General features: G+C 44.1%; 13 protein-coding genes and 1 riboswitch. Of the genes, 2 read left to right on the forward strand and 11 right to left on the reverse strand.

The features are described from left to right. The first annotated feature begins 16 nt into the window (after positions 1 to 16). Positions 17 to 727, forward strand: a complete 711-nt coding sequence (locus H8R94_RS04325) for a GDSL-type esterase/lipase family protein (RefSeq protein ID WP_243238458.1) — start codon at positions 17 to 19, stop codon at positions 725 to 727. Here H8R94_RS04325 and H8R94_RS04330 read toward each other — a convergent pair. From H8R94_RS04330 to H8R94_RS12120, 4 genes are all read right to left on the reverse strand, one after another. Further along, positions 724 to 2331 carry a diguanylate cyclase domain-containing protein gene (locus tag H8R94_RS04330; RefSeq protein WP_186853990.1) on the reverse strand — a complete coding sequence of 536 codons (1608 nt, stop codon included), beginning with the start codon at positions 2329 to 2331 and terminating at the stop codon, positions 724 to 726. The genes H8R94_RS04325 and H8R94_RS04330 overlap by 4 nt on opposite strands. 3 nt (positions 2332 to 2334) lie before the next feature. Continuing rightward, on the reverse strand, positions 2335 to 2490 hold the full coding sequence (locus tag H8R94_RS04335; protein WP_186853991.1) for a hypothetical protein: 156 nt from the start codon (positions 2488 to 2490) through the stop codon (positions 2335 to 2337). A gap of 51 nt (positions 2491 to 2541) precedes the next feature. After that, positions 2542 to 3300, reverse strand: a complete 759-nt coding sequence (locus H8R94_RS04340) for a tRNA threonylcarbamoyladenosine dehydratase (RefSeq protein WP_186853992.1) — start codon at positions 3298 to 3300, stop codon at positions 2542 to 2544. Between the two features lie 220 nt (positions 3301 to 3520). Beyond that, positions 3521 to 4945, reverse strand: a complete 1425-nt coding sequence (locus H8R94_RS12120; RefSeq protein WP_243238459.1) for an SGNH/GDSL hydrolase family protein — start codon at positions 4943 to 4945, stop codon at positions 3521 to 3523. A gap of 118 nt (positions 4946 to 5063) precedes the next feature. Between H8R94_RS12120 and H8R94_RS04350 the strand changes: the two genes are divergently transcribed. Further along, positions 5064 to 5963, forward strand: a complete 900-nt coding sequence (locus H8R94_RS04350; RefSeq protein ID WP_186853993.1) for a LysR family transcriptional regulator — start codon at positions 5064 to 5066, stop codon at positions 5961 to 5963. Positions 5964 to 6024: 61 nt separating this feature from the next. Here H8R94_RS04350 and H8R94_RS04355 read toward each other — a convergent pair whose 3' ends face one another. The 7 genes from H8R94_RS04355 to H8R94_RS04385 form a co-directional block, all read right to left on the reverse strand. Continuing rightward, on the reverse strand, positions 6025 to 6612 hold the full coding sequence (locus tag H8R94_RS04355; RefSeq protein ID WP_186853994.1) for a 50S ribosomal protein L25: 588 nt from the start codon (positions 6610 to 6612) through the stop codon (positions 6025 to 6027). 142 nt (positions 6613 to 6754) lie between these two features. Beyond that, positions 6755 to 7546: a hydroxyethylthiazole kinase gene (gene thiM, locus H8R94_RS04360; protein ID WP_186853995.1), complete on the reverse strand. Its 792-nt coding sequence runs from the start codon at positions 7544 to 7546 to the stop codon at positions 6755 to 6757. An 18-nt stretch (positions 7547 to 7564) separates the two neighbouring features. Further along, complete coding sequence (gene thiW, locus H8R94_RS04365; protein WP_186853996.1) at positions 7565 to 8077, reverse strand: energy coupling factor transporter S component ThiW; 513 nt, start codon at positions 8075 to 8077, stop codon at positions 7565 to 7567. A 47-nt stretch (positions 8078 to 8124) separates the two neighbouring features. Further along, complete coding sequence (cytX, locus tag H8R94_RS04370) at positions 8125 to 9309, reverse strand: putative hydroxymethylpyrimidine transporter CytX (protein WP_186853997.1); 1185 nt, start codon at positions 9307 to 9309, stop codon at positions 8125 to 8127. Beyond that, entirely contained in the window at positions 9302 to 10105 is an 804-nt protein-coding gene (gene thiD, locus H8R94_RS04375; protein WP_186853998.1) for a bifunctional hydroxymethylpyrimidine kinase/phosphomethylpyrimidine kinase, read from the reverse strand. The genes cytX and thiD overlap by 8 nt, the downstream gene beginning before the upstream one ends. Positions 10106 to 10223: 118 nt before the next feature. Beyond that, positions 10224 to 10871, reverse strand: coding sequence for a thiamine phosphate synthase (thiE, locus tag H8R94_RS04380; protein WP_118280151.1), 648 nt, complete (start codon positions 10869 to 10871; stop codon positions 10224 to 10226). Positions 10872 to 11029: 158 nt separating this feature from the next. Continuing rightward, positions 11030 to 11138: riboswitch (TPP riboswitch) on the reverse strand. A gap of 76 nt (positions 11139 to 11214) precedes the next feature. Then, positions 11215 to 12429 (reverse strand): DNA cytosine methyltransferase, encoded by a 1215-nt coding sequence (locus H8R94_RS04385; RefSeq protein WP_243238460.1) that lies wholly within the window; start codon positions 12427 to 12429, stop codon positions 11215 to 11217. Positions 12430 to 12437 lie beyond the last annotated feature (8 nt).

Genomic DNA, 12437 nt, shown 5'->3' on the forward strand with positions numbered 1-12437 from the left:
ATGGAGGATATCTACAATGGACTTAAAAGAATTACAAAAAGACCCAAAAATGATGGAGATTATGAAAGAGATTGGTAGCATCATGCAAATGCGTTCCAAGCAGGAGCAGGCAGAAAAAGTCAAAAATTTCCGCATCCTAAACGAGAATGCCGTCAAAGGACAGATCCTTTTTACCGGTTCTTCTCTGATGGAACAATTTCCCATCACAGAGATTGCCCGGAATCATGGCATTGACAAGATCATCTATAACCGCGGTATCGGCGGCTATACCACAGATGATTTCATCGCTGAAATTGACACCGTACTTTTTGACCTCGCCCCATCAAAACTTTTTATCAACATCGGGACAAACGACATGCGTCCTCGCGAAGACGGTCAGGACTGGGCTGTTCATCTTCTTAGCAATTATGAACACATCTTGCAGCAGATAAAAGAAAGGCTTCCCGAATGTCAGGTCTACATGATGGCTTACTATCCGACCAATCCGACGGTTGCTGATAACGAGGTTACCAGACACCTCTTAGCCACACGCACCCGAGAAAACCTTGACATGATCAATGAAAAAATGGCTACCCTTGCCGCCAAATACGACTATCATTTTATCAATGCCAACGATGGGCTTTGTGATGCCGAGGGCTATCTGAAAAAGGATTTTACAAAAGAAGGACTCCATATGTTTGCCAACGCATATGAAGTCGTATTCAACAATATCAAACCATATATTTAATCGTAATGCTCATCTAACAACTGACAATCCATAATGAGTACATAAAAGACATTGCCGTAATAGTTGCTTTCCACGATACGCCCATGATCCAATACCGGGTGTGTACTGCCATCTTTCTTGACAAAATGGAATTGCACAAAATCATTCGTTCCGGCGGCTTGGGACTGAATCTGCTGCCAGATGCTTTTCTCAACAGCCTCCTGCTCGTCGGAGCGAATCAGATTGCGGAAACTATGCTTTGAATACTGCATGAATTCATCCAGATTCTTACAGCCTGCATAAGTAACCAGTTCCTGATTGGCAAATAGAATCTGGTCATTTTCCGGATCTGCCTTGTAGATCAAAAATGCTCCCGGCAAGTGCTGGGTAATGTCACTAAGGGCAAATCCCAGACGGTTTCTCCGGTTTGGATCAAAATCTTTCTGATACCGCATACTCTTGGCTTTTCCACGAAGTTTTCCCTCATAAAGCGCCATATCCGCAAGTCCCAGCAGCCGGTCAGCCTCCTCTGTATCCGCCGGATACTCCGCATAGCCTACAGAAATATGAAAGTAGTATTCCATACCCTCATACATAAAAGATCGGTCGCTGGCGGTAAAGGCTTCTATCTGCTCTTTGACATCATCACAGGTCGCCCCGGTCAAAATCAGCGTAAACTCGTCACCACCATTTCTGCCGTAAATGGCATTGGCAGGAAAAGCAGTCCGCATGCTCTGCGCCAGATTCTGTAATGCCTGATCTCCTACCACATGACCATAAATATCGTTAATCATCTTGAAATCATCGATATCTAACTGTATACCAACGCATGACTGGTTTGGATTTTTCCTGCGATATTCCCAAAAACACTTTTCAAAACCATTGCGGTTATAAAGACCTGTCAAGGCATCTGTCGTAGATAATTCTTCCAATTGCTGTCTATCTTCTTCCATGATTAATACGGATCCAGTCAAGCCAGACAAAAGGATAATGATCAGTATACCGACAATAAGAATCTGTCCTACATTGTCTCCTCGATTCCAGCCTTCTTTTGGCATCACTTCTAATTTAAAAGAGCATCCGCAAAGTTCAAATTCATAGGAAGCCGGATCTGTCATGTCCTCTGCGGAGGCAGAAATCTCCTGATATTGGGATGTAAGCGGTGATTCTGTCTTAGACAGGCGGTAATCATATCCAAAGTTGGTAAGTGCCTGTACGGAATTAGCAAAAATATCCGGCACGCGGATGATGGCTATGGTAAAGCCCCAGAAATACTCCTGCCCTGCATCATTTTTCAGGTAAACCGGATTACGGATCGCAATGCCCATGCCACCCTGTTTGAGTGAAAAAGGTCCTTGCATGATGGTCAGGTCATGATCCCGGCTATAGCGAGAAATCTCTCCTCTTTGCTCATCATGGATCAGATCGATCTTGCCGGCCTCATTGCCCGCTGCAGGATAAATATCTGTTACGACACCATCCGGCGCGATCTGGATACTTTGAATCGTATCATCGATCAAGTCTGCAGCAATCTCATCAAAGTTGGCAATCCGTCCATTGTCACTGACAATAATCGCCTGTATGGATTCTGTGATGCCGATTCCATGGTTGAGGTCGCTGGCCATGCGCTATGCATAATTCATAGCATTCAGTTCGGTGACCGTCCGTACCTGTTTATGATTTTTCTCTATACTAAAGTGTACTACTCCTGCCAGAACAACGAGCCCCAAAGCCGTCACGCAAACCGGCAATATCCATTTCCTTTTTCCAATCTTCCTTCTCATAGCATTTTTGCTCCTTTAACGCAATGTACTGAAAAGCCTTATATTTTTATGTTATTTCGTATAGACCAGATCTTTGACGACTTCTCCTGCCACAATAAGACCGGCAACCGATGGCACAAATGCCACACTGCCCGGAATATCACGACGCTCTGTACATTTATGGGCTGCTCCCGGCGGACAGATACAATGCGTCCGGCAACTGATTGCCATATCCTCGATCGGTTTTGTCGGTTTCTCCTCAGAATAAACGACTTTTAATTTCTTGACGCCCCGCTTCTTCAACTCACGACGCATCACTTTTGCCAGAGGACACATCTTTGTCTTATAGATATCAGCCACCTGAAAAGCACTGGCATCTAATTTATTGCCTGCTCCCATGCTGCTGATGATCGGCACGCCCATAGACTGACATTTCATGACCAGTTCAATCTTTGCCGTCACCGTGTCTACGGCATCCACTACATAATCATATTCTGCAAAAGGAAAGTCATCTGCATTTTCCGGCAAAAAGAAGCACTTGTAAGTCTCCACTTGTACATCTGGGTTGATGTCCAGCATACGCTCTTTCATCACATCGACCTTGTATTTGCCGACTGTAGAACGCGTTGCGATGATCTGACGGTTGAGATTGGTCAGACAGACCTTATCATCGTCGATCAGATCAAAACTCCCTACACCGCTTCGTACCAAGGCTTCGCACACATATCCACCTACGCCGCCCACGCCAAAGACAGCCACTCTGGCATTTTTCAGGCGTTCCATACCTTCCTTGCCTAACAATAACTCCGTTCTTGAAAACTGTGTCAACATGTGATCTTCCTCATTTCCTACCATTTTTCTTGGAGATTATTGTAGCATGGAAGCCGCAGATGCACAAGCCACAAGGAAGCCACAAGGGACATTCCTTTTGCCATATGGACTGTCCCCTTTGGCTTGGGCGCCTGCTTATCCCATTTGCACCAGCCCCACTCTAGGTTGCTCCAAGCAAAAAGAGACGCCCCTACTGCATAGGAGCGTCCCTGTGTCTGTCTTAGTTCAAGTCCAGATATTTTTCAATTTCCTGTTCAAAAAATGGTGTCCACCAGTCCAGATAGCCGGCACGGTTTGGATGAATGCCATTTGCCATATAATAATGATATTCCGGTATGTCTGCATCCAGATCATCCCACATATCAATGATGCCAATGCCCCATTTTTCCTGCAGTTTCTTGGTCAATTCCACCATTTCACCATACTGCTCACTGTCATACTTTGTGCCGGTATAGAACATGACCGGACAACCGTAATGCTGGTCTGCGTATGCGATGATATATTCCATGGCTCCGGCAATCGTTGTCGTATCAAAATCATCCATGTTCTTAGAGTCTGAGATCTCGCCCATTGGCTGTCCTGTCGTTGCATCGTTGGTAGACAATTGACAGATAAAGAGATCCGCCTTCTGATCCGGAATATTTGCCTTCATGCGGGCAATATAAGAAGTCTCTCCATTGTCTACAAGCGTGGTTCCACTAACCGCTTCTTTGACATATACAATACCATCTCTGGCAGCCAAATATTCCACAAAGGAAGCCTCATTACTGTTGCTTCCAAAAGTAACCGAAGAACCTAAGAAGATGATCTTTTTCCCCTTTAACGGAGAATCTGCAAGTGCTTCCACATTTGCCGGATCATACTGCGGCAATTCATTGATCTTATCTGATGCCACTTCTCCATATTTTTCAATCAATTCCGTCTGCAGGGCCGGACCATACCAGTTCATGTAACCGGCATCACTAAGCGTTCCGTCTTTCTGCTTGTATGTACTGATGTTCTTATCTTTATAATCCAGTTTTTCCCATAGATCCATGACATATGCATGATCCATGCCATATTTGACCGGCCAGACAGCCTGACGCATATCATAGATGGCATCCTTTTTCCCCTCCTGAATACCCGTAACAAAAACTGCCGGCGCTTTCCAGGTCTCCCAGCAATAAGATACGATATACTGATATGCACCTGTCAGCGTTTCCAGATCATAAGTATCTCGATCCTCACTCTCTGATAATTCTCCTACTTCTGCTTTTTTGTCTGTCTCTGTCGGTGGAATTTCTACTAAGATCATATCCCATGTCGCATCCTTGTCCATGGCGTCCAACTGTGCCTTGTAGGATTGTTCCCCGTCTCCGGTCAAGGTCGCATCCTTTGTTGCAAACACATCCACGGTCATTCCATTTTTCTTTTCCAGATAATCGGTGTAGGATGTCTTGCCATTTCCAACTGTAAGTGTAGAGCCAACCACTGCAATGTGACTTCCACTGAGCAGTGTCTCCTCCTCGCTGACCTCATCTGCTGTCACTGTTTTCGTATTCTCTTTTTTTGTGTCAGCATCTGCTTTCTTGCTGCTGCCACACGCTGTCCCTATGCATCCGAGACTAAGCGTCAGGGCCAGAAGCATTGCCATTTTCTTTTTCATGTAAAATACCTCCCAATCTTCATGATGCATTCAGTATAATTCTTTTATATATAAATATTCCAATATAAAAATCTCATATGTTATAATATATTATGTATAGATTATTGGGAGGTTTCTTATGATTACAGAAAAGAAATTACAGTATTTTATAGAAGTCTGCAAAACAGAAAACATTTCATCGGCTGCCAGAAATTTATTTATCGCACAGCCGGCACTTTCCAAAACTATTCAGGAATTGGAGGAAGAATTACACTATCCACTGTTTGACCGTCAGGGAAAACATATCATTTTAAATGAAAATGGACGAATTTTTCAAACCTATGCCAAGCAGATTCTTGCCAATTACGATGGCGCTCGCGCGGCACTTGCGTCAAACAACCAGACAGATGACAAGCATATCTCCTTTGGTGTCAGCGTCTGTTCCCAGTTGCTTTCAGATATTCTGGGGGGTTTTTACGAAAAACGCCCGGATGCCAACATCACGGTTCACACCGGCTATCCTCTGGACTGTATGCAGGATCATCTGGATCTCGTTTTGGATGCCTATCCACAACTAACAACACCTTCCTCTGATACAGAGTCCTTGCAAAAGCCAGTGGGCGATATACTCATGAGTGAGGAGATCTGCATTGCCTACGCCGCATCGCATCCTTTTGCCCGGGAGACAGCCATACCACGCTCCATACTCTATCATTATCCCTGCATTCTGCCATCGCCAGAAAGCCGCATGGGCGATCTGTTAGATGACCTATGGAAGCGTTATATCCTGCGCCCCCTACAATCATCCAGCGATGTCAACAACTCCTATGTCCAATGCGAACTTGTCAGTCAGGGACGTTATTTCACTCTGGTACCACAAAAGAGTTGGCGTCCTGCCTATACCGCAAATAACCTGATACTTGCACCTCTCCCGAATGCAAAAATCTACCGTCATATTTGTCTCTACCGCCAGCCCTATCTATCAGCCTTGGCTCAGGAATTTGCAGATTATCTGCACACATATTTTGCCGCGTTATAGCCAAAGACAAAAAATCCGCCGAGGATAAATTCCCCGGCGGATTTCGTTCTTTTTATAGGTATTATTCGGCTGTTTCCTCGGCATCCTCATCACTCGGAATATCCGCATTGTTTGGTGCAAGCACCGTGACAACTACGCTATCCAGATGGGTCATGACCTCAACATCCTTATTCTTGGCAATATCCAGATCGCCGACTGTGATCGTATCGCCCAGATGTAAGGTAGCGCAATCCACGTCGATCTTGTCTACCAAATGTTCTGGTGTTGCCTTGTAAGATACTTCCTCAAGGAGTTGTTCCAAGGCTCCCTCAAGGACTTTATCCTTGTTATGAAGAACAATCTCGGCTACGGAATGTACCTTTTCACCCTTAACCAATGCCTGAAAATCCATCTCTACGATGCTACGTTTCATGGAATCATAATCCATTTCCTTGATGAGGACATCATACTCCTTGCCCTCAACATCCAGCATGATCTGGCTACCTTTCATGCACTCACGCATGATCCTCTCGGCTTCCTTCTTCTCAATCTTCAGAAGTACAGAACCCTCGATCTGTTTTCCAAACAGATTACCGGTCACATAGCCTTCTCTTCTCAGTCTCTTTGCTTTCTCCGTTGTTTCTCTTCTTTGCGCTTTTAAAGTATTCATTTGTCTTTTCCTCCATGCTACAAATCTAAGAACAGAGGGATGTTTGCGGAATGTCATTAAAACAAATGGCCTTTCGTTTCTCTTCGTTCCACAAACTGTTATAGTCCTTTTATTTTTAAAATGCAAGAGGAAATTTCATATTCTACAAGTGCGTATTATCTTTCCATAGAATGCCCTGCAAAGACACCTGATCTAAGAAAAGATCATGAAAAGTCATGCTACCACCATGCACTTTTTTTGTGCCGTCTGCCGCAATCTCCCCTGCTTTTCCCATAAAGGCACAGGAAGCAGCCACACTTTCCACCGATAGATCCGCCGTCAAAAAAGCAGCAATTGCTACCGTGGACATACAACCACTCCCTGTGATATAAGACATCATAGCATGCCCGCGCTCACAAGACTCTATCCGCTTTCCATCCGTGATCCAATCGGTAGGACCAGATGCGACCAGAATACAATCCAACTCCTCCGCCAGTTGCTTTAACCTCTGCGGATCCATACTTTTATCTACCGCATCCACACCAGCCGCCATATTATGCTGTTCCATCAAAGCCAGCATTTCAGAATAGTTTCCCCGGATACAGGTCGGCTCTATATGGCGGATCAGATCCATGCATTTTTTTCTGCGATAAGAAGAACCTGCCACACCAACCGGATCCAACACGATCGGATGTGCCAGATCATGTGCCTTTTCTCCGGCTAAGAACATGGCATCCAGACATTCGGTCGCGCCCAGATTGCAGACAAGCGCATCTGCGCCCGCCGCGATCTCTTCCACTTCTTTCTCGTGATGTGCCATGGTCGGCGATGCCCCTAGGGCCAGAGCCAGATTGGCACAGTCGTTCATGGTCACCGTATTTGTAATGCAGTGAATAACCGGATGCAAGGTCTTTATTCTGTTTAAATATGTTCTAATCTCTGCATCGCTTTCCATACAATCTCCACACAAAACTTATTCTTCCAGACTCGCCTGCATACGTCCTAAAACGCCTGTCTTTTTTAAAGAAGCCGTAATAACAATCGCAATCAAGGTTCCACCACATGTGCTAATCAAAAATGGAACTACAAAGGTAAAGAGTGCTGCCGCCTTATTTCCCATAACAAGATACGCTATCGGATAAGAGAGCATGCCTCCCAAAATACCCGTTCCTACCACTTCACCAATATAGGCAAAGGGTAGTTTTTTGCCATATTTATACAAAAGACCGCCCAAAAGTGCGCCACACATACTGCCCGGGAAGGCAAGCGGACTTCCCAGACCAACCAGATTACGAATGAGCGACGCGATAAAAGCCTGTGCCAATGCCCACCATGGACCTACGGTAACAACGCATAAAATGTTGACCAGATGCTGTACCGGTGCACATTTAGACCCAAATACCGGGAAGGAAAATAAACTCCCTACAACGGCAATGGCTGCCATAAGTGCTGTGATAGTTAATTTCTTCAGATTTACTTTTTTCATGATACTCTCTCTTTCTTTCCGGAGACATCACGAAAAACATGTGTCCCCTAGTTTTCTTTTCCCCTACTTGCAATTTTTCCTACAATCAGGCAGAGAACGATTGTAATTGCCATATCTGGCAACGTATTTCCCACCGGTGTATCCACATGCATCAGCAAACGATACGCTATAAAACCAATAAGCCAGATCAACAGATTGGTCCACTGAAATTCTTTTTCTGCTGCATCCGCCTTTTTCAAGATGAAATAATCTGCAATTTGCACAGCAATCATCGGCGCAAATACAGAACCAATCAAATACAAAAAGTTTGTAATGTTATCCATTGGATAAAGCATCGCTGCAACCGTTCCAATGATGGTTACAACCACAGCTGCCCATTTTTCCTTTATTTTAGAAGAAATAGATACGGATGAAACACCTGCAGAATACGCATCCAAAAAGGTCGTTGTCACGGTTGAGAATACGATAATCAAAAGGCCAACAACGCCAAGTCCTGTTTTTACCATAATCTGGGCAATATCATATTCTCCTGTAAAAATCGCTGCTCCCATACCAATCATATACATAAAAATGCTGACAACACTGTAGGTAAGTACACTAACGAGTGTTGCTGCAAATGGCTTTTCTGCTTCTCTTGTATAATCACTGATGAGTGGCAACCAGGATAATGGCATAGCTACAGCAAGCTCTACTGCTGCACCAAAAGTCAGGCTTCCGTCATCCACAATCGGACCTGCTACTGCTGTACCAAAGAAAATTACCTTAAACAGAATCAGTGACAAAATGAAAAGTGCTGTCATTGCAATCGTATTGAGTTTACCTAAATTCGTAAGACCGATTACAATCCAAAGAATAATCAACGCACCAATCACCAAAGCCCATATCCAGAGTCCTGTATGCAGCAAACCATCTGCTGCAAGCGCACCATCATAAATCATAATTGATGTCCATCCAATCAACTGCAAAACGTTAAGAATGGCAAACAATAAACTTCCTTTTTCACCAAAACTCATTTTTACTGTTTCCATGGCACTACGTCTTTCTTTTGCGCCAATCATACCAGCAGCAAACATCATAAGACCACCGATGAAATGACCTAATAAAATAGCTGCCATAGCTTTACCAAAACCTAATGGAGCAAAATAAGTACCTGTCAAAATTTCAGCCAGAGATACCCCTGCACCAAACCATATCAATCCATTTGAAAAAACGGAAGTTCTATTTTCATTCATCTATGTATTCTCCTTTGATTGCAAATGCGTGATTCATCGGGCCGCTTCCCTTTCCAAGATTCAAACCGGCAGCAAGCGCTCCGGAAATATAATTCTTGGCATATTTTACGGATGTCTTTAGATCGTATCCCTTCGCCAAATTGCTGGCAATGGCAGATGATAATGTACATCCTGTTCCATGGGTATTTGGATTATCAATTCTCTTTCCCATAAACCAGGTTGCCTGCTCATTTTTTTGCCATAAAAGATCATTGGCATCGTTTAACTGATGACCACCTTTTAGAAGAACACTACATCCCAAACGGTTGCAAATAATTTCTGCAGCTTTTTCCATATCTGCTTCACTTTTAATCTGCATTTCAGACAATACTTCTGCCTCTGGAATATTCGGTGTGATTACCTTTGCAAGAGGTAGTAATTTACTTTTCAAGGTACTAATGGCATCCTCGCTGATCAGCCTCGCTCCGCTTGTTGCCACCATCACAGGATCTACGACAATGTTTTTCGCTTGATAGCCTGTCAATTTGTCGGCAATGACCTCGATCAATTCACTTGATGAAACCATGCCTGTTTTAATGGCATCCGGATAAATGTCCGTAAAAATACAATCCAGTTCCTCTGCCAAAAACTGTGGAGTTGCCTCCATAATGCTTGTAACGCCGGTTGTATTCTGGGCAGTCAAAGCCGTGATGGCACTCATGGCATATACGCCATTTGCTGTCATCGTCTTAATATCTGCCTGGATGCCGGCGCCTCCACTGGAATCACTTCCAGCGATTGTTAATGCTGTGTACATAATTTTTCCTCCTCGTACTCTTTCTGCATTAATTTTGTATAGCGACCTAAGGTGGTGCCCCCAATCTGCCGCTGTAAATCTATCTATAACTTACCGGTCTTTTAAAAGGCCGGAGAAATTATATGTGTTTTTCCAAGATGTCATCCATCTTTTGACGCAGTTTTCTTGTCTCCGCCTCGATATCATCGCTGGCAAAAATTCCGCTGACCACAGCAATGCCTGCCATTTTCTGACCTGTCAGTTGTGGTAAGTTTTCTCCGCAGATGCCACCGATCGCGACCACCGGAATACTTACGCTTTCGCAAATCTGTCGAAACAGTTCGAAGGACATTGGCTTGGCATCTGATTTTGTACTCGTACCAAAGACTGCTCCACTGCCCAAATAGGTAGCGCCAGCCGCCTCCGCTGCTTTTGCCTGTTCCACTGTCTTTGCAGTCACACCAATCACGGCGTTTTCTCCCAAAATCTCTCTGACTTTGGATATTTCCATATCGGACTGTCCCACATGCACACCATCCGCCCCGACCAACTTTGCTACTTTTACATTATCGTTAATGATCAGCGGCACATGATATCGATGGCAGAGCAAAAGCAATTCCTTTGCTTCCCCAATAAAAGTCTCTTCGTCTAAGTGTTTCTCACGAAGTTGTACCATTGTTGCACCGCCTGCCAGAGCACTTTCCACCGCTTGTGCAAGTGTCTGTTCGCCCAGCCAGCTGCGGTCTGTAATCGCATATACTTTTAATTGTTCTCGTCTAAATTCCATGTATTCTCCTTCGCGCGCCTGTGACCTGCTTCATGCTCGCGCGCGTGCGTATCTCCAGCACAAATTGCCTTTTGTATCTTAAGCGATTTCGTAGGATTTTCTTATTTATACAAAAAACGCACAGAAACCAACGATGGATTTCTGTGCGAAATAATCATTTCTGCAACTCTCTATCTCCCTACGTTGGCATTATCCAAATCAGGTTATGGGTCAAAGCAACTCGCTTACTCTCAGCCTGCCTACTTGCAAGCTCCCCTTTTTATAAAATAAAGATGTCATTCTTTCGGACAACATCTTTATTATAGTCGTTATGACAAATTATGCAAGAAAATTTTATTGCAATTTAGTAGCGGTCAAAAAGTTCCTGTGTACAACGCCGCATCACTTCCACATTGACACTATTGCCAAATTGTTTATATGCCTGTTGATCACTGCTATCGCATATAAATCCTTCTCCTGCCTCCGGCGTTCGAACCGGATTCGGAAAACTTTGCAAACGCCCTGCCTCCTCCACCGTTAATCGTCTCTTGTATCTGCCAATAATCGGGATCTGTACCATGGCAACGAGTGCAGGGAAACACGTTGGTGCTTTCACGCGAATGCCTGATGGTCGCATCTGTATAATGCCCTCCCAAAGGGTGGAAATGGCTGTTCCAGCCTGCCATTCCATCTTATGATGCGTCGGAACAAAATCCTGTAAGTTGTTATATTTTTCCAGCCACGCGTCAATAAAGACTTGATTGCGTTGATAGAGTTCCATGTTTTTCCTTACAAAATTCTGTTTCCATGCCGGATACTCTTGTGGAACTGCCTTGTATTTGAAATAATCTGCCCAGATGGGAAAACCGATCACTTTTAAATCAATTCCCTGATAAAACTCATCCCATGCAGACAGTACATACTTCTCATACGCAGATATGTAATACTTGTCCTCTACTTTCTGCTCATCTAAAATTTCATAAATGCTGTTATCTTCTTTTTTGTAACCTCCCGATATCTGAATATCCAGTGGCTCATCTACATGCTTGGGATCATATTTTCCCAAGATGATCACGCGCTCTCGCAATTGTGGTATTCCAAACTGATGTGGACTAACGATCAGCGGTGCCTCCGTCAAACGATATCCACAATCCTGAAGCACGGCATGAATAATGCGCCAGGTATTATGGTGATCGTGACTGACAAGATTTCGTACATTTTCTAACACTATATACTCCGGTTTCTTTTCACGTAAAATACGTTCAATTTCAAAAAATAGGGTACCTCTTGTCTGGTCTTTCAAGCCTGCCTGTTTTCCGGCCTTGCTAAATGCCTGGCACGGAAATCCTGCACATAGTACATCATGATCCGGTATGTCTGTTTTTTCATTCAGATCTCGTACATTTACAGCAGAATCCATGTGATAATTCTGCTTATATACCTGATTACAATTGGCATCGATTTCTGATGCAAGCACACACTCTCCACCAAGTTGCGTCATCGCCTGATGAAAGCCCCCAATTCCGGAGAAAAGATCTATAAATTTGAAATTGTATGTACCCTTGTCTCGTCTTTCCAAAATATCGT

The sequence above is a fragment of the Roseburia lenta genome, from assembly GCF_014287435.1.
GTDB lineage: Bacteria > Bacillota > Clostridia > Lachnospirales > Lachnospiraceae > Pararoseburia > Pararoseburia lenta.